This window comes from Humiphilus diazotrophicus, from assembly GCF_059726315.1.
On record NZ_AP040870.1, the window covers coordinates 6,734,439 to 6,757,466 of the forward strand.

At 55.4% G+C, this 23,028-nt stretch carries 12 protein-coding genes; 5 read left to right on the forward strand and 7 right to left on the reverse strand.

The genetic code is table 11. The features are described 5' to 3' along the window. Positions 1–125 precede the first annotated feature (125 nt). Positions 126–3,593: a TonB-dependent receptor gene (locus AC6I7T_RS27135; RefSeq protein ID WP_497790938.1), complete on the reverse strand. Its 3,468-nt coding sequence runs from the start codon at positions 3,591–3,593 to the stop codon at positions 126–128. An 852-nt stretch (positions 3,594–4,445) separates the two neighbouring features. Continuing rightward, positions 4,446–5,711 (reverse strand): EAL and HDOD domain-containing protein, encoded by a 1,266-nt coding sequence (locus tag AC6I7T_RS27140; protein ID WP_497790939.1) that lies wholly within the window; start codon positions 5,709–5,711, stop codon positions 4,446–4,448. Positions 5,712–6,248: 537 nt separating this feature from the next. Between AC6I7T_RS27140 and ku the strand changes: the two genes are divergently transcribed. After that, entirely contained in the window at positions 6,249–7,127 is an 879-nt protein-coding gene (gene ku, locus AC6I7T_RS27145; RefSeq protein WP_497790940.1) for a non-homologous end joining protein Ku, read from the forward strand. A 55-nt stretch (positions 7,128–7,182) separates the two neighbouring features. Then, the gene (gene ligD / locus AC6I7T_RS27150) at positions 7,183–9,897 is read left to right on the forward strand and encodes a DNA ligase D (protein ID WP_497790941.1); all 2,715 of its coding nucleotides are present in this window, start codon (positions 7,183–7,185) and stop codon (positions 9,895–9,897) included. Positions 9,898–11,168: 1,271 nt separating this feature from the next. Here the strand turns inward: ligD and AC6I7T_RS27155 are convergent. The 4 genes from AC6I7T_RS27155 to uvrA form a co-directional block, all read right to left on the reverse strand. Continuing rightward, complete coding sequence (locus AC6I7T_RS27155) at positions 11,169–11,693, reverse strand: hypothetical protein (protein ID WP_497790942.1); 525 nt, start codon at positions 11,691–11,693, stop codon at positions 11,169–11,171. Between the two features lie 25 nt (positions 11,694–11,718). Then, a complete protein-coding gene (locus tag AC6I7T_RS27160; protein WP_497790943.1) occupies positions 11,719–12,165 on the reverse strand; it encodes a hypothetical protein in 447 nt (148 codons plus the stop codon). 263 nt (positions 12,166–12,428) lie between these two features. Then, on the reverse strand, positions 12,429–13,742 hold the full coding sequence (locus AC6I7T_RS27165) for a tetratricopeptide repeat protein (RefSeq protein ID WP_497790944.1): 1,314 nt from the start codon (positions 13,740–13,742) through the stop codon (positions 12,429–12,431). A 111-nt stretch (positions 13,743–13,853) separates the two neighbouring features. Continuing rightward, the gene (gene uvrA, locus AC6I7T_RS27170; RefSeq protein WP_497790946.1) at positions 13,854–16,805 is read right to left on the reverse strand and encodes an excinuclease ABC subunit UvrA; all 2,952 of its coding nucleotides are present in this window, start codon (positions 16,803–16,805) and stop codon (positions 13,854–13,856) included. Between the two features lie 759 nt (positions 16,806–17,564). Here uvrA and AC6I7T_RS27175 point away from each other — a divergent pair. Together AC6I7T_RS27175 and AC6I7T_RS27180 are read left to right on the forward strand one after the other, a co-directional pair. Then, positions 17,565–18,431, forward strand: coding sequence for a protease pro-enzyme activation domain-containing protein (locus tag AC6I7T_RS27175; RefSeq protein ID WP_497790947.1), 867 nt, complete (start codon positions 17,565–17,567; stop codon positions 18,429–18,431). 114 nt (positions 18,432–18,545) lie between these two features. After that, positions 18,546–21,554, forward strand: coding sequence for an Ig-like domain repeat protein (locus AC6I7T_RS27180; protein WP_497790948.1), 3,009 nt, complete (start codon positions 18,546–18,548; stop codon positions 21,552–21,554). On the opposite strand, the gene AC6I7T_RS27185 is transcribed toward AC6I7T_RS27180, so the two are convergent. Beyond that, on the reverse strand, positions 21,514–22,743 hold the full coding sequence (locus tag AC6I7T_RS27185) for a Fic family protein (protein WP_497790949.1): 1,230 nt from the start codon (positions 22,741–22,743) through the stop codon (positions 21,514–21,516). The two genes, AC6I7T_RS27180 and AC6I7T_RS27185, sit on opposite strands and share 41 nt — an antisense overlap. 12 nt (positions 22,744–22,755) lie before the next feature. Between AC6I7T_RS27185 and AC6I7T_RS27190 the strand changes: the two genes are divergently transcribed. Then, positions 22,756–23,001, forward strand: a complete 246-nt coding sequence (locus tag AC6I7T_RS27190; protein WP_497790950.1) for a hypothetical protein — start codon at positions 22,756–22,758, stop codon at positions 22,999–23,001. The last annotated feature ends 27 nt before the right edge of the window (positions 23,002–23,028 follow it).

A 23,028-nucleotide genomic window follows, 5' to 3' on the forward strand; every position in this document is an offset into this window, starting at 1 on the left:
AAGTCAGCCCCGTAATTGCTACCTTTGTCATTGAGGTATAGCGAAGCGGGTGGCGGTTTCTGACCGCCACCTTCCTGCAATTGTAGAAACTCAAACAGCAGGCCTGAAGGACCCACGGTGGTTTCCTAGAATCTGACAGTCCCGGAGAGTTGTAGTGCGCGGCCTCCTCCGATGCCATTCACTCCGGAGCCGCTTCCGATTGTCGTTGTTATCTGCCCGAAGGTGCTGCTGGTAAGCGAGCCGCCGGGATTGTTGAATTGCGGGGTATTGCTTAGTTGGAAGGCATCGATTCTTGTCTCCAGGGAGAATGACTCCCAAATAGGAAATGTTTTGAAGGCGGAGACGTTGTCTTGAATGAAGCCCGGGCCGCGAAATTGATTGCGTCCTGTATTGCCCAGCGTGGTGCCGTATTGAATTGCGCAAGGCTTACTCGTGCATCCGGCGGGCTGCGCGAAGCTGCTGGGATCGAACCAGTTTCTTCCGCTCCCGATTCTATGCAGCACATTGAAGGGCTTGACCAGATTGGCCGTCTGAGCCTGTCCCGGTGTGTTGATGGTGCCGCCGTTGGCGGTTATGGTAAAGGGCGTTCCCGAGACGACGGAGATGATGCTGGAGAGTTTCCACCCTCCAAAGGCAATCGCGGCGGGGCCACTGCGCAGCCAGCGTTTCCCTCTGCCGAAGGGCAACTCATAGGTGAAGTTCTCCTCGAAGTTCAGCCTGCGGTCGTAATCGTTGGGAGCATAGTTGCGACGCTGATCCAGCCAGAATTGTAGATTCCCATCGTCGCCTGTCTGGTATCCCAGGCCCTTGCCCCAGGTGAAAGCCGTATTCGTTGAGAAGCCGCTGGTGAAGCGCCGGGTCAGCTTCAACTGCATCGATTGATAGTTCGAGGAGTAGCCGAGGAAGTAGACCGTCGTTTTGGCGATGCGGCCAAAGGCAACAGCTTCCGGTTCGGCACTGGCTCCCAGCCCGAGTGCGGGCGGAAGATTGACGTTCTGTGCTGAGCCGATGTGCACTCCATGATTGCCGACATAGCCGATTTGAAATGTGAAATGTGCGGGCAAGGATTGCTCTACGGTTACATTCCATGATTCGACATAAGGATTCCTGTAGTCCTTGGGAATCACGTTGTAGTCCTGATTCTTCGGAGCAACAAGAATGCCGTTAGCAGGAATGGCAACGGGCTTTGGTGCTGGAAAGCCTGCCTGGAAGGTGGCCGTTTGGCCATTGTCCAGAATTGCAGGTGAGTAAGAGTTCAGGGATTGATAGCTATTGTTGGCGCGAACCGGATAGTTGAAGGCGTAACTATTATCCGGGAAGGGCATATAACTGATGCCAAAGCCTCCGCGAATGACGGTTTTCTCCGTAGCACGATAAGCGAAGCCGGTACGCGGTGCGAAGTAGTTGTATTTCGTATCAATCCCTAAGTTACTGGGATTGTTACCTACTCCGGCGATGAGCAATGTACCGGTCTTGGGATCGTAGTTCGAAAAGCCGCCCGACTTACCCGGAGTTGCCGGAGGATAGAATTCCCAGCGTACGCCAAGGTCGAGTGTCAGCTTCGATGTCGTTTGCCACTTATCGCCGCCAAAGCCAAAGAGCCACCACTGACGATAGGCGGGCGCGTAGGTGTTCAGGTCGCGTCCAACCTGGCTGGGTACATCGAGTAGAAAGCTTGCAAGCTGATTGGCAAAGTTTGTTTTGCCGCCCGTGATAGAGGTCTGGTTTTCGGAGAAAGTAATCAGACCACGAGGACTGAAGGTCTGGTCCTGAAGCAGATTGTCCTGGATGCGCCGCAAGTCTCCGCCGAACTTGATAGTGTGGTTGCCTATGATCTTGGTCCAGTGATTCACGAAGTCAATGTTTGCTTCTCCACGCCGCCAGGGCATGCTGGCCGAGTAGCCGATGAGCGGCGTCGTGGTGCTGTTGCTGGGAACAAAGTTCGTCAGGTTGATGCCTACTTGTCCGCTTGTGAAGGGACTGATGTTAACGCCGGAAATCCCAATGGCGGCGGCATCGTTCGAGCCATAGTCGCTGGGAAGGGCATCGTTGTGATAATGCGCTACGCCGAAGCGGAACTCTGTCAGCAAGGTTGAAGAGAAGGCGCGATCGTAGTTGATTCCTGTGCTGTAAGCCTTCTGGATGCCTGTTCCTTCAAAGGCGCTCTGAGCCGGGCCTCCAGCTTTGGGACCAAAGACAGGAGCCTGAAAGGTGTTTACCTTCTGATAGCTGAAGCGTCCGCTGAGATGATCCGAGGGTGTTAGCTGATAGTCGAGCTTTGCGTCGTAGGTGTCGGCTGTTTTGCGGAAGGGGAGTACGGCAAAGTAGTTGTTGTTCGGTGAGGCCAGATTAGTGGCGTTCTGATTCGGAGCGGGCAGTAGTCGCAGGAGTGCGAGCGATACGGGATTTACGCGGCCTGCGGGAATCTGGTTGTTTGCGAAGGGAGTTCTTCCACTGCCGTCGGGATTGCCGGTTGCAGGGTCGTAGATCTGTCCTGTCCCATCGGCCTTGAGCGCGGGGCTCATATCGATAAAGCCAGCCGTGTTCGGTGTATAGAACTGCGTAGGCGGAATCGTGAGTGTGTTGGAGTTGGCCTCATGATCTTCGGTGCGATAGTAATCGCCGTAGAAGAAGAGCTTGTCCTTAAAGATAGGCCCGCTAAAGTTTCCTCCAAAGTAGTTATAGGCAACATGGCCCACCTTGGGGGAGAAGTAGGAGCGTGCGTTAAAGGCGTCGTTCTGCAGATATTCGGTTGCGGAGCCGTGGAAGCCATTCGTGCCCGATTTCAGCGTAACGTTTGTGACGGCTCCGATTGCGCGGCCTAACTCGGCCTCGAAGTTGTTGGTCGAGATATCGACGGTCTGGATTGCGTCCGCCGGAGGAATCAGAATCTGCAGCAGGCCGGTGCGCTCGTTGTCGTCAATGCCCTCGATCTGATAGCTGTTGCCCATGCGCGGGATTCCATTCACTTCCGTCTGTAGAGAGCTCTGCGCATTGAAGAACTGCGAGTGCTGGAAGGTAGCTGGAGTTGTGCCGGGGACCAGATTCAGCAGTCCCTGGAAATTGCGATTCACACTTAACGGCATATCCTCAACGTGACGGGCTTCGAACTGGGTGCTCACGTCGGCTCTGTCTGTCTGGAGAAGCGGCGGAGCATCTGTTACTGTGATTGTTTCGGTTGCATTGCCGGGTTCGAGAGTGAAGTCGACGCGAGCCGTGGTGTTGACGAGGACGTCTACCTTGGCGCGTGTCTCTTTTTTAAAGCCTGTCGCTTCTACGGTGACGGTATAGGCTCCGGGCGTCAAGTTGGGGAAGGTATAGTTACCGCTTTCGTTGGTCTGGACGGAGTGACTGCTTCCGGTGGCTGTCTCCTGAATGATGACTTTGGCGTTGGCTATGCTTGCTCCGGTTTTGTCGTCTACGCTACCGAGCAGTGTCGCGGAGACGGCTTGCGCATGAGCATGCAGAGATGCTGCGAGGAATAGAGCTAGAAAGGCTGTTCCCTTGAGGATTTGCTTGTGGTTGTATAAAAGTTTGTACTTCAAACTTTTGAGGAATGAGAGTGGCCCGGTGTTGCGATCTGCAGAGAGCATCGTTTGACCTCCTCACGTTACGCAAACAAGAACTCTCCCTTATATAGGTCTATTTATTGTCTGAGAGGGGCTGGGGAAAGTTTTTGAGAGCGAACGAACACTAACCGGATCGGAATATCGTTGTCAAGATGCGGACTGGAGCAAAACCAGCGTAGGTGTATACCGGACCACCAATGCCTACGCAGGTTTTCCGTTAGAAAACCTGCACTTGGAGTTTCTACATTTTTGCGAAGGGATATCAACAAAGAACGACGAAACATAACAGCAATTTCGGACGTTGCCACCATTGGTGAGGCATTGTGTCAGGGATGGCCTTCAGGCCATCCGAAAACAGTCTTCGTTAAGAGAGAAGGAAACATTTTCGGTAACACATGTGACGGGAAGAACAAAAGCATTGAACACTATACCAGTGTGCGCGTTTGGTCGCTGCCTCCACGTGTGAGGATACTCTCAACAGTACCTTGCAACTGTTCGGCGGCTCATTCCACGCTGCATTCGTTACCGAGAATGTTTGTCAAACTTCTAAAGAAATTGCGGCGGCTGGACTGAAGTCCAGCCCTGACACACGACCAACGCCATTTCGCTTTTGGCGATTCTGGCTATGTCCAAAGATTTCCTGCAATTCCAGCTCGGAAAATGTAGAAACTCAAGACGCAGGTTTTCCGTTAGAAAACCTGCACATCACTGAATTTGAGCAGGACACAGTAACGATGGTTTTGCTCTGGAGGCTGCGGCTTTCGTTCGGCACCCAACAGTTTGAGTGCCCATTCTTCCTGTCCGGATTTGACCGGAAGAATGGGACAGCCCGCGATCCTTTACGCAGACGGCAAAGTTGTTGCTTTCAGAGTGCTCTTATGCGTGTTTCGGAAGTGGGCCATAGGCCAGGTCCAGGGCCTCTTCTGCCCAGCGGACAGCTTGCGTGTAGTTTTCTGCAAGATCGGATTCGTCCACATGCAACTCGTCGCAGGTTTCGGCACATTCTGTCCAGTGGCCCTGCTCGTATTGTTCGAGGAAGGTGAGGAGTTTTCGTTGATGGTTGTTTCGCCCGCCGAGAGCCGCGAGAATTTCCACCCGAAAGGGAAGAGAAGGAATAATGTCCTCCATCTTCATTCTCAGGATTGCAGGAAAGAGCGAGAACATTCCAAGCAGATACTGCTCATTGGGATCTTCATCGATGATGCTCGAACTTAGTTCGCAGAAGCGTCCGCGAGCCAGGGAGAGAACCAGCAATTCGACTGTCTGCTTCTGATTGAGTTCGGCCGCAATAGAGATGCTGGCTAGTTTACGGAACTGCTTGTCGCCGATGGACAGCAGCGCCGCCATGATTGACGTAACTTCCTGCGGCTGTCCGAAGAGCGCCGAGTTGACAAGGCGCAGCAACCGGTAACAGAGTGCGGCTTCGGGCTTGACTAGTTGCTCTATCTCTTTGAGGTTGAGCGGATCGTAGCGCAGAGCACGAAGCAGTGCCAGACAATTCTTCTGGTTCGACGGTATCTCTCGGCTGGCCATCAGCAACGGACGGCAGAAGTAGTAGCCCTGGAAGTAATCGAAGCCTTCCTGGAAGGCGCTGGCGAAGTCGTCAGAGGTTTCCACTCTCTCGGCGATAAGACGAATACCTGTGTCGGCCACTCGCTTGCGGATCAACTTCCGCTCTTCGGAGGGACACATGGTCATGTCGACCTTGATGTAATCGGCTAAACCGATGAGTGGCTCCATCTCCGAACTGAATACAAAATCATCGAGGGCAATCTTGTAGCCCATGTCACGCAGTTCGCTACAAGCACGAACGATGGTGGCGTCCGGAATGACCGTCTCCATGATCTCCAGAACGGTGGTCTTGGGCGGTAGCAGCGTAACGAATTTCTCCACCAAAGCTTCGCGTGTGCAGTTGACGAAGGTCAGGGATTTTCCTGTAAGTCTATGAATTCCAAATAGAAGGGTGTTATCTAGCGTGATTCGACAAGCGTAGTCGCGGTCTCCAGTGAAGTCATCATCTGGGCCCTCCCGGTACAGGAGTTCATAGCCATGGACATGGTTATGAGTGTCGAAAATGGGCTGCCTTGCGACGAAACGGAGAAATGTCGTTTCTTTGGGCATACTACCTGGCCGGTGAAACATTTATGCCTTTCATAGAGCGATATCAGCCGATTGCGGGAAGCATTCAAATCAACGTGTCGCGAGGGCAGTATAGCGTCTTACGAATACTGCCAATAGTTTTTAGTTAGGTTCCTTTAATGCTTTTCCCACAATGACTTAGCTGTAATGCTTCGGTGGTAGAACCAACTAGCCCCCATATCTGGCTTTTCGGCAGATGTTTCAGGATCGTTACTGGATCTCATTTAGTTTCTTGGTCCTGCAATAGGAATCGTTTGCGCAGCTCTCGCATAGGGATACGCTCGCCAACTGCTGTGAAATACGGCTTTCGAGATATAGGTCGGGATAGAGCGAATGATCCGCTATCTGTTGGCACCTAAGTTAATGGTAGTGAACTTTCGTCTATTCTCCCGATTTATATTCCGGGATGGAAGGTTGCGGATAGCTCGAAAGTAACATTACCTTGTCCTCCCCCATCTTGCTCTTAGGTGCTGATCCTGGGATGGTTGTGGGCATCTCTGTCGGCGATTTGCGATTCCAACTTCCTTTTGGAGGATTCAGATGCCGCGTCCCTATTGGTCCGGGCATATCCAGATCTCGTTGGTTTCATTCGGAGTTAAGCTCTTTACCGCTACCGAATCGAAGAGCGAGATCCGCTTCCATCAGATCAACCGCAAGACCGGAGAACGGATTCGTCACCAGAAGACGAGTGGCGATGAGGAGGCTGTCTCCGATGAAGATGTGGTAAAGGGTTACGAGTATCGAAAAGGCGAGTACGTGATCATCGAACCCGAGGAGATCGAGCATTTGCGGGTACCCTCCCGGCATATTCTCGATGTCTCGCAGTTTGTCGGTGAGAATGAGGTCGATCCTTCCTTCTTCGAAAAGCCTTACTTCGTGCTTCCGGAAAACGAGCAGCAGGCGACGGCCTTTGCCGTGATACGCAAAGCTTTGCACAATGAGAAAAAGTTTGCACTGGGTAAAATCACCATCGGCGGGCGGGAGCAGCTGGTCGCGATTGGGTCTCCTGCGAACGATAAGTTTCCGGGAATGATGGCCTACACCCTGCGCTATGACGAAGAGCTTCGCGATGCTCGCGAGTACTTCGGCGATATCGAGAACCCTGCTGTCGAGGACGGTCAGCTTTCGATGGCGAAGCAGCTCATCAAGCACAAGACGGCGAAGTTCGATCCGGAGAAGTTCAAGGATGAATATGAAGTGGCGCTACGTGAACTGATCGAGGCGAAGGTTGAGAATCGTCCACTGCCGAAGGAAGAGCCTGCTCCGAAGCCTGCCAAGGTGATCGATCTGATGGATGCGTTGCGCAAGAGCATCCAGGGAGTCGAGAAGGCAGGCGCCGTTCCTAAGAAGAAGCCGGAGAGCGAGACGAATGGACTTGCTTTGGTGAAGAAGCCGAAGAAGACTCGCAAATCGGCATAGGTGCTCAAACCGGTATCAGAGGCGAGAGCCACGGCGATTCTGTGCAAAGATCAAAATGACAACAGCCCGCAAAACAGGAAAGAATCTTTCGCCCTCCGATGCCGTCGATGCGCAGCTCAAACGCTATCGCGAGATGCGCGACTTCTCCATCACAGCAGAACCACGAGGCGGAAAGAGATCCGAAGCGAAGGCAAAGGCAGGCGCACTTCCTTTTGTCATTCAGAAGCACGCAGCCACGCGGCTTCATTATGACTTTCGTCTGGGATGGAATGGAGTCCTAAAAAGTTGGGCCGTTGCCAAGGGGCCAAGCTACTACACGCGGGACAAGCGTCTCGCCGTGCAGGTGGAAGATCATCCCATCGAATACGGCGGCTTCGAAGGCATTATTCCCAAGGGACAATACGGCGGCGGAACCGTTATGGTCTGGGACCAGGGAACCTGGGAGCCTCAGCCCGGACAGGAGGATATCGAAGAAGGACTGCGCAAGGGCTCACTGAAGTTCATCATGCACGGCACCAAGATGAAAGGGAAGTGGACGCTTGTCCGCATGGGCGGTAAGGCCGCCGCGAATGAGCAGAAACCCAACTGGCTTCTCATCAAAGAACACGACGAATTCGAACGCGGTGAGAATGATCCTCCTATCACCGAAGAAGCTCCAAACAGTGCCGTAACGGGTCGCAGCCTGGAAGAGATCGCGCATCAGGAAGATCATGTCTGGAACTCCAAAGAGACTGCGAACAAAGGCCAGGCCTGGTATCGCCAGGAGGAGAAGAGAGAAGCCGGTGCTGCCAAGGCTTCCTCGCGCAAACCCGCTCACAAGAAGGCCGGAACACTCCATTTCGATGCTGCGTTGAAGAAGGCTCCTAAGGAAAAGCTTCCTGACTTTATCGAGCCTGAGTTGGCAGAGCTTGCCACTACTCCAACGAATGCCTCCGGATGGCTTCATGAACTGAAGCTCGACGGCTATCGAATTCAGGCTCGTAAAGAGGGAGCCGCTGTCCGTCTGCTTACACGCAAGGGTCTCGACTGGACGCATCGCATGAAGACAATTGCCTCGCAGGTCGCGGAGTTGCCGGTTGAGTCAGCCTTGTTGGATGGCGAAGTTGTCGTGCTCGCGGAGAATGGCACAACCAGCTTTGCCGATTTGCAGGCAGCCTTTCAAGAAGGAGCGAAGAAGCCGCTGACCTATTTCGTCTTCGACCTGCTGCATCTGGACGGGCATAATCTCCGCAATCTTCCTCTCGTGGAGCGGAAGGAGTTGCTGAAGCAGATTCTGGAGAATGCCGGAGAGTGGCTTCGCTTGAGCGACCACCTGGATGGCAAAGGTGCAACGCTCTTCCGCAAAGCCTGCGAGATGCAGACCGAGGGCATCATCTCCAAGCGGGCGGCGAGCGCCTATCTCTCCGGACGAGGCGGCGACTGGCAGAAGTTCAAGTGTGTTCACGAGCAGGAGTTCGTCGTCGGTGGCTTTACTTTGCCGACGAATGGGACGCATGGCATCGGAGCTCTGCTGCTGGGCTATTACGAGGGCGATAATCTTGTTTATGTCGGGCGCAGTGGCACCGGCTTCAGCCAGAAGACACATCGGGTGCTGCGAGATCGTCTCGATGCCTTGCGACAAAAGGAGATGCCGTTTCACGATCCTCCTGCCGAGGCGAAGCAGAAGGCGATCTGGGTACAGCCGGAGCTGGTTGTGCAGATTCACTTCGCCAACTGGACAGCGGACAATCTTCTGCGGCAGGCGTCTTTTCAAGGACTGCGTGAAGATAAGCCTGCTGACGAGGTTCATCGCGAAGATGCTGCTCCGGTCAAAAGAAAAAGGACGAAGGACTCGGCACAGCACAAGGCTGCTCCGGAACAAGCCGCGAAAGCTTTGCCTTCGAAGCATCGCGAAGAGAAGTCAGAGGCCCATGCGCCGGTGCGGATTACGCATCCCGATAAGGTGTTGGACGAAGCTTCCGGGTTGACGAAGCAGCAATTGGCCGATTACTTCTGGGCCGTTGCCGCACACATGCTGCCGCACATCGAAGGGCGTCCGCTGTCTCTGGTGCGTTGTCCCGAGGGGAGTGGGAAACCATGCTTCTTTCAGAAGCACAGGAATCAGATGCTTTCTCCCGGGATAGAAACCGTCGAAGTACCAATTAAGAAGACAGGCAAGCCGGAGCCTTACATTACTTTGTCCACTCCGGAGGCACTTGCGAGTCTCGCGCAACTGGGAGTTTTAGAAATCCATCCCTGGGGCTCGCGCAATAAAGATCTGGAGCACCCGGATCGCATCATTATCGATCTCGATCCCGACGAGGCAATCGCATGGAAGACTCTGACGGAAAGTGCCGAGGAAGTTCGCGAAGCCTTGAAGGGGCTCGGCCTCGAGAGCTTTCTGAAGTTGACCGGAGGCAAGGGGCTGCATGTCGTCGTGCCGATTGAGCCGCAGAACGAGTGGCCTGCGATTAAGGATTTCGCGCATCGCTTTGTGCAGGCGGTGGAACAGCAGAATCCTGATTTGTATCTGACGAAGATGACGAAGGCTGCTCGTAAGGGAAGGATCTATCTCGACTATCTGAGAAACGAACGCGGAGCAACTGCCGTAGCTCCGTTTTCTCCTCGTGCGAGAGAGGGTGCGGCAGTTTCAATGCCGTTGGCCTGGCCGGATTTGAAGTCCGCCGAACGGCCTGTCTTTCGCGTAGCCGAGTTCGATAGCTGGAAACAAAGGCTGGCAAAGAATCCCTGGAAGAAGCTCCCAACCCTACATCAGAAACTAGCTTTATAGCCCTAGGTACCGCCGGTCTCCAGGCCGGCTGTCGTGGAGGGTCTCCAGGCCCTCCACCTGGGGAGCCGGCGTGCGAATAAGATTCTGTAATAGTTACATATGTTATTAATTCTCACGAAGCATCGCCTGTGTGGGCGAGGACGCCCACACGACAGCCGATCCTCCACCCCAGCACGCGAAAACCGCGCGTGCCGGGGACCCCGGCCTGGAGACCGGCGGTACAAGAGGGGTGCGGTTTCCGCGTCTCTGCAGCATGAAGGCAGGGAAAGAGGATAGGAGAAGAGAGTATCGTAATTAGCTCTTCCCCCTCGCATTGTTCCGAGATCGGCAAGCATCCTGGAGGGATGCTACGACAATAGCCACGGGTGAAGCGTAGCGGAACCCGTGGTAACTTCCCACCAATATTGCCCGCCCCGGAGGTGGCGGGACGAAATCACTCACTAATCAGCGGAGGGTTCGTTCCGCCCCATACGGGGCGGAGGTCTTCTTTACGTTGGGAGACCCCGCGTTTCGCTACGCTACACACGGGGCTATTGCAGTGGCATCCCTCCGGGATGCCTTTTGCGGCGCACCTGCGAGCTTCCGGTATCTAGAGCGGGTGCGGCAGTTTCAATGGACATGTACCGCCGGTCTCCAGGCCGGCTGTCGTGGAGGGTCTCCAGGCCCTCCACCTGGGAAGCAGGCGTGCGAATAAGATTCTGTAATAGTTACATATGTTATTAATTCTCACGAAGCATCGCCCTGTGTGGGCGAGGACGCCCAGACGACAGCCGATCCTCCACCCCAGCGCGCGAAAACCGCGCGTGCCGGGGACCCCGGCCTGGAGTCCGGCGGTACAAGAGGGGGGCGGTTTCCGCGTCTCTGCAGCATGAAGGCAGGAAAAGAGGATGGGAGTAGAGAGTAGCGTAGTTAGCTCTTTCTCCTCGTATTTGCTCCGAGGTCGGCAAGCGTCCCGGAGGGATGCTACGAGAGTAGCCCCGGGTGTAGCGTAGCGAAACCCGGGGTAACCGTCTTAATATTGCCCGCCCCGGAGGTGGCGGGACGAAATCACTCACTAATCAGCGGAGGGTTCGTTCCGCCCCATACGGGGCGGAGGTCTTCTTTGCGTTGGGAGACCCCGCGTTTCGCTACGCTACACACGGGGCTATTGTAGTGGCATCCCTCCGGGATGCCTTTTGCGGCGCACCTGCGAACTTCCGGTATCTAGAGCGGGTGCGGCAGTTTCACTGGACATGTACCGCCGGCCGGGAGTCCGGCGGTACAAGGGGTTCTTATCTTTCTCGCTTCTGGTATTCCTTGTCCGGTTTATGCGTAATGAAGTATTTCTCCTCGAAGCTCAACATGTCTTTGGCAGAGGAGTTCAACGTCGCAGCGGAGTCCATAGCGGTCTTGCGGTTGAAGTCATAGGAATTGTCGGCCGGGGCATTCTTAATGATTTCAACCCATTTTTCGCTGGCCGGGACCAGGTCCTTCAGTGTTTTGCGCAGGTCGGCGTGCTGGCGATGGTATTCGTCCAGATTGTCCTGTAACTCGTCGTTGATGTGCGTGAACTCATCCAGCAGATTGCGGATGCGGATACTGCGGTCCGCAGCTCGGCGATCGTCGGTCAACTGTTTGATCGTCGAGGTGCGTTCTTCAATGAACTTGATATAAAGCTTAATCCGATCCGGCGGACGATCCGCATACTCGCGGATCTGGTCGATCTCATCTTCCTTCAGCGGGTCTTTCTTCGACTGTCCGCAGAGGAGGGGCGTCACTAGCAGTGTTACGACGAGACAAGCGATAACTTTACGCATACCGCAATAGGATGCTCTTGTTTTCTTATTTACGGAAGACCTGCATCATCGCTTCGGCCTGAACCTGATTTACTTGCGCTAAAGTATTTTCGACAACAGGACGATCATCGAGCGGCGCACCATGGAGCATTTCCTTTAGGCGAAAGGCTGCACGGCGCAGGAGAATTTGTGCTGTCTTGAGTCGCTTGTTGTCTTCCGAAACGGCGAGGTGGATCTTCTGCGCATATTGCTGAACGTCGCGCAGAGTGGTGGAGGCCTGCTCCTCTTCACCGGCAGCCATCTGATAGCCTGCCAGTTCGATCATTTTGTGGACCAGCTCCGCGTAGAGGAAGCATTGCTCTCGAGGCTGGGCTGTGCTGGCCCTTACTTGCAGGGCCGAGATAAGTTGGGGATCTGGAGCCTTGTCGTCAACTGCATAGACGGCAGGGGTCACGCTAAGAAGAAACGCCGCAATGCATATAAACCGCATCATGCACCTCCGGGGTGCTCAAGCAGTTTTCTTTTATAGCTGTTGGGGAGGGAACAGGTTCAGCACAGCTGTTGCATATTATGATAAGCGCAAAAAACCTTTCCCCGCCACAACAGACGAATAAGAAAATGCGTTCGTCCACCTTCCCCGGAGAGGAGCCATTGTGTCGGGCAGAAACAACTATGCCCGGGAATACTGTTGTAATACCCAACCTCGGCTGCGAGGGCTCATCTGTCGGAAAGATGTTTACGGCTACATTGAACCGTCTACCGCATCTTTTCAAGCGCCGCGAGTCGCTGTTTTGCCTGCCATTCCTGATCCGGGAACTTGCCGGCGGCCATTTCCAGGAATTGGCGATAGGCTGCGGTCGCTTCCTTCTTCTGATGAAGATGATCGTATGCAGTTGCCCGGAGGAAACAGGTCGGCGGGGTATCGGGCGTCAGTTTCGACCTCATGGAAAGCGCCTGCAAGGTCAGCTCCGATTGTTGCGCTTCCGAAGCCGCAAAGGCGAGCCCGCCCCAGGCATCGGCGTTGTTGGCGTCAAGATGCGTGGCCTTCTGGAAAACACTGACGGCTTCGGGATACTTCTGCTGACGGATGAGCCCATGCCCGTAATCGGTTAGCAGTGCAACGTCGTCGGGCTGCGCCTGTAACAGTTGCTTATAAAGATCGGTTGCGGCTGCGGCGTCTCCACCGGACATGAGCGTATCGGCCAGCATGCGGGCCAGTTCCGGATCGGCTGGTGCTTTCTGGTGCGCCTTGGTCAGCAGGTCGAGAGCCTCTTGATTTTTATCCTGCGCAAGTAAGATCGTCGCCAGCTGCGAGGTTAGGGCCGGATTGCCTTCGTCCTTCTGCAGTGCGGTACGGAGCAAAGGCTCCGCTTGAGCGTATTTCTTCTGCTTCAGAAACAGATGTGCCAGTCCGGCTACGGCGGGAGCGGAGCTGGGTTCCTGTGCGATAGCTCTCCGGTAAGCGGTTTCTGCTGTTTGCGGATCGTCACTGGCTTCGGCTATCTCTGCCGTCAGAAGAATGTCTTCCGGGGTTTCGGGAGAGATCTTGAGAGCCTCAACCAAAGCTTGTTTAGCGGCTGCGGGATCGCTGTTGCGTATCAGCTGCGCCAGCGCACGCCAGGCACGGCCCTTTGCCGTCTGATCATCGGTCGCCGGATCGAGTTTCGTAGCCGCTTCCAGCTCCTTCTTCGCATCTTCGGGCTGATTCAACCGGGCCAGAAGAAGGCCAAGGGCGAGATGTGCCTCAAACTGCTTGGGGTCGAGCTGGATTGCGTGCCGATAGGATGCGGCTGCGGCATCGTCTTTGCCTTGGGCGTCGTCGATGTACCCGGCATCGAAGAAGGCGCGGGCATCGCTGGCATGAGTTGCCAGATAGGCGTCCAGCTTTCTGCGGGCACCGGCGAGGTCGCCTTTGCTGATTGCCTCTTCAATCGTGGAGAGAGGATCGTTTGCCTGTTGGACCTGTGCATCGGGATCTTGTGTCCCGGGAGGAAGCGATTGCTGAGCAAAAGCAAAGGTAGTGCAACCTGCAGCGAGCAGAAAGACGAGATGTGGACGCTTGGTGTACATCAGATTTCCTGTTTCCTGAGTAGAACTTGGTTGTTTTGAAGCTGGGCAGAGCAATGGGGCATCCCCTTCTGCGGGGTGCGACCGGAGCTGAAGGTCTTTCTCATCGCCGATCTACGCCATCACTTCTGCCGCATGAGAATGTGCAGCCAGAGTCTTCGCCAGCCAGTGTCCGGTATGAGAGCCCTTGGTTGCGGCAATCTCTTCCGGAGTTCCTGTGGCTACCACACGTCCGCCGCCGTCTCCGCCTTCGGGTCCCATATCGATGACCCAGTCGGCGGATTTGATGACATCCAGATTGTGCTCAATCACGATCAGCGAGCCGCCGCCATCGATCAGTTTACGAAATGCCGTCAGCAGCTTGCTTACATCGTCGAAGTGAAGTCCCGTGGTCGGTTCGTCGAGGACATATAGGATGCGGCTCTTTGCCGACTTCCCATTGCTGTTCGGTCGTCCCGTCGAAAGATGTGCAGCCAGCTTTACGCGCTGTGCCTCTCCACCGGAGAGCGTCGTGGCCGATTGGCCCAGGCGGACATAACCTAGTCCGACCTCTTCGAGAACGGCCAGCTTGTCGACGATCTTCGGATGTCCCATAAAGAAGCGTAGAGCCTCTTTCACGGTCATGTTCAGTACGTCGTGAATGTTCTTGTTCTTGTACTTGATATCGAGGATCTTCGTTTTATAACGAGTGCCGCCGCATTCTTCGCAAGGCAGCTCGACATCGGCCAGGAACTGCATCTCGACCGTGACGGTGCCGTCGCCTTCGCAGACGTCGCAACGTCCGCCGGGAACGTTGAAGGAGAAGTGTCCGGCTGTGAGCCGCTGCCTCTCTGAGTCGGGCTGTGAGGCGAAGAGTTCGCGGATAGCGTCGAAGGCCTTGATATAAGTCACAGGATTGGAGCGAGGCGTGCGCCCGATCGGTGTCTGATCGACTAGAACAATGTCGTTCAAACGCTCGACTCCCTTGATGTCGCGATAGACGCCCGTAGGATCTCCGCCTTCCGTGCGGCCCAGCTCATGCGTGATGGCACGATAGAGAACTTCGTGCACCAGCGTCGATTTACCCGAGCCCGAGACACCGGTAATGCAGACCAGCATGCCGAGCGGGATTTCGACATCGATCCCCTTCAGGTTGTTGGCACGGGCTCCGCGCAGGACCAGCTTTTCCTTCGTCGGTTCGCGACGATGAGAGGGTACAGGAATGCTGATCTCTCCATTGAGATAGCGGCCTGTCAATGAGGCGTGGATCTTCTCCACTTCAGCGACAGTGCCTGCGGCCAGCAGCTTTCCACCGTATTCTCCGGCACCGGGACCGAGGTCGAGCAGATAATCGGCCGAGCGCAGCACATCGGGATCGTGTTCGACGACGACGATGGTGTTTCCCAGGTCGCGCAGCTCTTCGAGGATGTTGATCAGTCGCGCCGTGTCGCGTGTGTGGAGCCCGATGGAAGGTTCGTCGAGCACATAAAGCGCTCCCACCAGTCGCGAACCAAGCGAGGTGGCCAGCTGAATACGTTGCGATTCTCCACCGGAGAGCGTCGAAGCCAGACGGTCGAGCGTGAGGTATTCCAACCCGACGGCGTTGAGGAAGTGCAGGCGCTGGCGAACCTCTTCGAGGATGCTTCCCGCAATCTCCTCCTGCATCGGCGTAAGTTCGAGAGCGCTGAAGAAATCGACAGCAGCCGAGATGGTCAAAGCCGCAGCCTCACAGACGTTCTTCCCATTGATGCGGACAGCACGCGCTTCGGCGCGCAGACGTTGTCCCTTGCACTCGGGGCAGAGCGCGTAGCCGCGATACTTCGAAAGCATCACGCGCACGTGCAACTTGTACTTCTTCGTCTCCAGATAAGAGAAAAAGCCGTTGATGCCGAGGAAGCTTCCACTGCCGTTGAGGATGTAATCCTGCTGTTTCTCGGTCAGGTCATACCACGGGACATCGAGCGGAACCCCGGCAGCCTTGGCTACCTTCTTCATCTCCGTGTAGTAGGGACGATACTTCGGACGATTCCAGGGATCGATGGCTCCCTCTTCGAGAGTCTTCGATTTGTCGGGGATGATTAGGTTCAGATCGAAATCGACTGTGTTCCCGAAGCCCTGGCAACGCGGACATGCTCCATAAGGATTGTTAAAGGAGAAGAGCCTCGGCTCCGGGTCGCGATAGGTGCGGTGGCAGGTCTTGCACTCGAAGGCGGCGGAGAAGCGCAGCTTCTGGCGTTCCTCCCCTTCGACAGGATCGCGGGGCACGACTTCGTAGATCACCTCTCCCGATTCGCGATAGCTGATTTCGGCAGCATCGACGATGCGGGCGCGGTTGTCATCTGAGACCACCAGACGATCGACGAGAACAAAGATCGGTTTGGCGAAGTCGAGATCGAGCAACGATTCCGGCGTGGAGAACTCGAAGATCGTCTCGTTCTGATAAAGACGATTGAAGCCGCGCTTGCGCAGATCGAGCAGCTTCTCCTTCATGGCATCGGAGACGGCCGGTTCGGCTTCGGCAGCCTTGCTCTTGGAGGAGGCTTTTTTCACGGCTGTCTTCTTGGCTGCGGTCTTGCGAGCGGGCTTGGCTGCTGCTGCATCAGCTGGTGGCACTTCGACCAGCACCGGGAAGAGCGCGTGCAGTCGGGTGCCTTCGCCGAGAGCGAGGACGGCGGTGGCGATCTCATCGACCGAGTCGCGGCGCACGATTCCGTCGCACGCAATACAGTGCACCGTGCCGCAACGGGCATAGAGCAGCCGCATGTAGTCGTAGATTTCGGTGGCGGTTGCAACTGTCGAGCGAGGATTGCGCGTCGAGTTCTTCTGCTTGATGGCGATGGCTGGAGCGAGTCCGTCGATCAGGTCGACATCGGGCTTCTCCATGCGCTCGAGGAACTGGCGTGCATAAGCGGAAAGAGACTCGACATAGCGGCGCTGGCCTTCGGCATAGATGGTGTCAAAGGCAAGGGAAGATTTTCCCGAGCCTGAGACTCCGGAGACGACCGTGAGCTTGCCATGAGGAATCTGGCAGTCAATGTTCTTTAGATTGTGTGTTCGTGCGCCACGAATAATGATCTGATCGGTCAAGATTTCCCTGGTCCTTACAACATTTCGCGCCGCCGCCTCCGATAGCAAACTTCCAAGGCTGCGGCAAGATATTCCCAGCTTTCATTATAGGGGGCAGAGAAGGGGATGTCTGCCCGCAGCGGCCTTGCCCCAGATGCGCCAGAACTCTGCACTCTGTACGCGAAGAAGAGATGCCTAAATAAAAGAATACAAAGAGCATATGAGGGGGAAGGTATCTCTTGACCCTAGCTCTCTCACGTTTTGCGAAATTTCTAGCTGCAATTTGACGGGACAGCCAAACATGTACCGCCGGACTCCAGGCCGGCTGTCGTGGAGGGTCTCCAGGCCCTCCACCAGAGATGACCGCGTGTTACTACGACGTTTCCTGCTTCAACGCTGTTTCGCCTGTGCGGGCGAGGACGCCCACACGACAGCCGATCCTCCACCCCAGCACGCGAAAACCGCGCGTGCCGGGGACCCCGGCCTGGAGTCCGGCGGTACATGTGGTTACGAACCCGCACCAGGAGATCTCATCGTCGAGCCATGCTTGTTTCGGTCTGCAATCTGTGTGCGAAGCACTCAAGCTCGATCAGTTCCTTTACCTCGCGGCAGAAGCAAAGCCTTAAAACGAGGCAATAGCTCTTCCATCTCCACCTTATTGCGATATAAACCGCTTTATTCGAACAAGACCTCTTTCATGGTAATTGGGAGGACAAGCCTATAAATTGATGACACATCTCTATAACTGCTGTATCTTGTCTGGGACAAAAGGGAGCTTCAATGATAGGGCGTGTAAGTCTGTTCCTTCTTTGTGCTGTCTTGTCCGGTCCCGTTGCTATTGCTCAAACACAGGCAAGTCCGCTCGTAGTTAGGCCCATTGATAACGAGAAGTTAGTTTCGCTTCACGGAAGTGTTCATCCTCTGGCAAAGGCTCAAAACGATCGCGGAGCCGTTGCCGATGATTTCCCCGCAGACCGTATGCTTCTGCTTTTAAATCGTCCTCCTGAGCGGCAAATCGCGCTTAAGGACTTTCTGCAAGATATCCATACCGCTGGTTCGGCGACATATCATAAGTGGCTAACTCCCGAACAATTCGGTGAACAATTTGGTCCGGCAGAGGCAGATATTCAGACTGCGACGCAGTGGCTCTCCTCGCAAGGTTTTCAAGTAGCCAAGGTCTCAAAGAGCAAGCAGTTTATCGAGTTTTCAGGGACGGCAGGCGTCCTAAAACGTGCTTTCCATACTGAAATCCACAAATATCAGGTTCAGGGAGAGACGCAGTACGCCAATGCCAGCGAAGTAAAAATCCCTGAAGCGCTGTCGAAGCTGATTGTGGGAATTTCGCCGACGAATAGTTTTCGGGCTAAGCCGAATCTTGAGCTTATCGGCAAAGGCTCCTATCTGAACTCGAAGAGGGCGGTTGTTCCTGATTGGACGCTGCCGAATGGTCAAAAGAAGTTCTACGCCCTTGCTCCCAGGGATTTTGCAACGCAGTACAACGTAACGCCTCTCTATCAGGCAGGAATTAATGGGACTGGGCAGACAATCGGCATCATTAATTCCTCGAATATCGATTTGAGTCTGGTGCAGGCTTATCAGAAGCTTTTCGGGTTATCTGGCCCTCTGCCCCAGGTGGTAATCGACTGAGTAGATCCGGGGCCCGTTTCAGGTGCCGATGTCGAGGCCTATCTGGATGTTGAGGAGGCAGGTTCTGTAGCTCCAGGTGCGGCGATCAACCTTTATATAGGAGATGCGCACAACATGGTCGATCCTGTCTATATCGCTGCTCTGCGTGCAGTCGAAGACAATCAGGCCAGTGTTTTGAGCGTGAGCTTCGGGCTATGCGAGGGTTTTCTTCTCCAGTCAGGGAACACACTCTGGTCAAGCCTTTGGCAACAGGCCGCGGCTCAGGGACAGACAGTTCTCGTATCGAGTGGAGACTCAGGTTCGGCCGGCTGCGATAACGGCTTCGGACAGTGGATTACCGGCTATGGATTGGCGGTGAATGGACTGGCCTCCACGCCATGGAACGTTGCCGTGGGCGGAACCGACTTCTATTACAGCGACTACGCAAGCGGTGGTGCCAGTGCGGCGACGCTGTGGAGCGATACGAACGATGCCACTCTGGGTTCGCTCAAGGCTCCCCTTCCGGAACAGCCTTGGGACACGGCTTTCGGTCTGAATGCGACAGGTCCCTATACTCCCTCCAGAACGGTTCCTATTCCTGCTGCCGGAGGCGGAAAGAGCAGTTGCATTGACTCCGCCGATGCAACTATGGCAGGCAGTGCGTTGCCTTTTATCTGTGATCCTGTTTCGGGTACCACTTACGGCTATGCCAAGCCCTCATGGCAGCGCGGGACAGGTGTGCCCGAGGACGGGGTACGCGATATCCCGGATGTCTCTTTATTCGCTGCGAATGCGCTCAACTTTAGTGGATATCCGATCTGTGCCGCTTCAGGCGATTGCGTGATGGATGCAACAGGACAGGGTCCTATTACTGTGGTCGCCGGAACCTCAGCTGCGGCGCCCGCCATGGCCGGTATTATGGCTCTGGTCAACCAGAAGTATGGCCGCCAGGGACAGGCCAATTACACTCTCTACTCCCTGGCACGTCAGAAGCCGGCAGCTTTTCACGATGTGACCGTGGGCAGCAATAACGAACCTTGCGAAAAGGGAAGTCCCGATTGCTCTCTCGATACAAATGGAGATGGGCTTTATTCGCTGCAGAAATACTCTGCAGCCACGGGATACGATCTTGCGACCGGACTCGGGTCGGTTGACGCAAATGTTCTGGTGAACAGCTGGAATTCGATCTCGCTTCAGGGATCGGCCACTACCTTGCAAGTCTCTCCGACTAGTGCAACGCATGGATCCCCAATCACCTTTACCGTAAATGTGAAATCTGCTTCCAGCAGTGGAGTTCCGCAAGGAACGGTGGCGATCCTTACCAATTCGACCGCTGCTCTGGGACAAGTGGCCGGATCGTTTGTCCTTGATGGCAGCGGCAATGCTACGGGCACATTGCGCACTCTGCCCGGTGGCAAGTATCAGGTTTGGGCTTCTTATGCAGGAGACGGCATCTTTGCCGGCAGTCAGTCTCAGGCACAGGGGGTGTCTATTGATGCAACGAGCAGCAATTTGAATATCACCGGCTTTATGGTCCCGACTTTGAGTTCCATTCCCACAGATCCCTGTGCGATTACATCGAATCAGTCCGATTTGTATGTCCAAGACCACACGCCATTTTCAAGTGGAGTGACGCTTGATGCTGGCTGGCAGTTTGCTCCACTTGCCACGGTGAACGGTTCATACCTTACCCGAGGGGATGCAACAGGGAATGTGACGTTTTCTCTTGGAGGATTGTCCCAGGAGACAGTTGCATTGAATACTTGGGGCTACGCGGCATGGGTCCCGTCGAAGGCCCTTGATGCTGGAACGTATTCCCTTGGGGCGTTGTACTCCGGGGACTCCAGCTACTCGGCCGTATCGGCTGCACCCTTCAGCTTTACCCTGAGCAAGGGAACAGATTACTTGTATGTGTGGCCTGCGGCAAACTGTAACGGCTCCTATAGTAGTGCTGAGAACTGCACTTTTAGTGCCGGGGACGATCTGCCCGTCGAGGTGTATGCCTATGGGCAGAGCTGTCATCCCCTCACCGGAACCGTAACGGTCAAGCTAGGATCGCTTACTCAGTTCGTTAGTCTGCACTCGAATGCGCTCCATTCGCCTGGCAGTCCTGCCATGATTGGCGAGACAATTTTCAGGAATCTCCCGGCAGGGACATACTCGCTTTCGGCCTCTTATCCCGGAGACACAAATTCACTTCCATCCGTAACGGGCGCTGTTCCTGCAATTACGGTGACGGCGGTAGCTCCGGCCGCGCCCTTGTTGCCAACGACCATCACCGCTGTGGCGACTCCCACGGTGCTTTATTACGATGCCATGCAGTATGTAACGATTTCAGCTACTGTAACAGGTAGTGGCGGTTCTACTGTGGCTCCTACCGGGATGGTTACAGCTTTTGTGAATGGCATGGCCGCGAGTATGGGCATTCTTACGCCTTCCGGCACGAATATCTCAACGGTGACTCTGGTGCCGCTTGTGAGCTCCAACCTCGATCATGGCCCGAATGAGACCAAGCTCGCCTATTCGGGCGATGGAGTCTATAAGGCTTCCGTTTCGTCACCCTTTATGCTTCATTATGATTTTCCGGCAACTCCCGACTTCCTGCTTGCTCCGCAGTTGCCGCAGATCCTTTTGCAACGCGGTGCCGCTGGTAGCGTCAAGTTCAATGTGGCTCCACTGAGTGGGTTTACGGGGGCTGTCAGCTTGAGCTGTACTCCATCTTCGAATCAGATCAGCTGTAGCTTTAATCCGACCTCGATTACTGCAAATGGGCAGTCGGTGCTTACGATTCAATCTTCAGCGGCGACGACTGCACGATCCGTTCCTTCGGAAGGTCGCACTCCACTGCCTTGGTCTGCAACGGCTGGTGTTTTGGCCTGTGGACTATTTCTGGTAAGAAGGCGCTCCTGGAATCAGGTAAGCCGGGTTCTGTTGCTGGCCGCTTGTCTGTTTCCTTTGCTGTTTACGATGAGTTGCGGCAGCAGCACTTCGAACCGCGGAGGGAATCCCACCCCTCCTCCTTCTTCCACTCCTGTTACCCAGGTTTCGTCCTATACCGTATTGGTGACTGGATCTTCCAACGGAGTAATTCATAACGCGAAGATCACCGTGTACGTGTCGACAACCGTACCTGTCCAGCGATGAATTGGGCAAAGGGGTGTATGTCGTTTTCGATGCTGGCGTGATCGAGAGCGCTCAGGTATTCGGCGCGGTCATCGACGCGGATTACTGTCCAGGGATAGCCGCCCGAGGCGAGCAGTACGTTCATTAGAAAACGCGCTATGCGGCCATTGCCGTCCGGGTAGGGATGGATGTAGCCAAAGAGCCAGTGTCCGAGGACGGCGCGCACGGCGGGCTCCGGTTCCTTTTCGATGAGGTTCAGCAGCGCAGGCATCGAGTCGCGCACTGCTTCCCAACGCGGAGGAACATAGCGCGAGTTACGCAGATAGACAGCATTGTTGCGATAACCGGCCAGCGCTGACGCGGGAATCAGTCCCGCCGCGACACAAGGTTCGAAGAGTTCGCGATGCCATTCCCGGTGATCGGTGCGGACCACGGCTCCGGCATTTTTACCTTGCAGCACTTTGACCACGCTGGTCTTAACTTGCTGGAAGGCCTGCCAGTAACCTCGTGCTGCCAGCGCATCATGATTCTGCCGGTCAGCTTCGTTGTGCTTTGGGTCCCACTGGCCGGAGATGACGCGCTCGATCAACTCCGGACTAACGCGAAAGCCCTCGATGGAGAGCGAGTGATAGGCGTCGTTCTTATAAATGTCGTCGATGTGCGTGAGATAGCTTTCCGTCTGAGTGGGCAAACCTGGCGCGGAGGGAAAGACCTCGAGTACAGCACCGCGTGTGGAAGCCCAGAGCGCCTCAAGACGGCTGACGATAGGAGCTTCCGTGGCCCGAGTGAGAGCGAAGACAGTCTGTCCGTCAGCATAGGGATCAGATTCTCGCACATCGTAGTCCGCACGCTTCATGGTGGAGAGAATCTCGTCGGCCTGTTCGGCGCGGCCTGCGCGGCGTAGCGCCCCTGCCAGCCGTCCGGCAATGGCGGAGTGGCCACCATCGAGTAGGATGCGCAACAGGTCGGAGGCATCTGTAATGCGCGCCAGCAGTACCTGCGTTTCCAACGGATGCTTGCGGAAGAAGGACTCAGTGACCCGCACGAGTGCGGCCTCGGATGTGAAGAGTCGCAGAGCATCGCGGCGAGTGAGCTGACTTAGCGGCGGCATCTGCGCCTGCTTCAGATCGTAGAGCGACGTTTGGAAGGGCAGCGTGATGGAGTTGTTGTGGCCTTTGCTGCTATAGATGGTGGTTTGTGCTGGAACCACGGTGTTTTCCGCGTGCAGAAGCAGAGACTGCTCGGGCGAGAGATGCCAATCCGCGTCGAAACGCTCATTGCAGTAGGCAGCGCAGAACTCCCAGAAGGAGGCGAACCATGCCGTGCTGTCGCCCGGGTGCGCGTTGGGGCTAGACGACATGAACCAGCCCTTGAGCACCGGCTGCAAAAAGCCATGCTTCACCAGCCGGTCACGGTGAATCCGGGCAATCTGGCTGGTCTGGAAGATACGCTGTCCACTCTCCTGTAGCACGCGGAGCAGTTCGAGCGAGGAGGC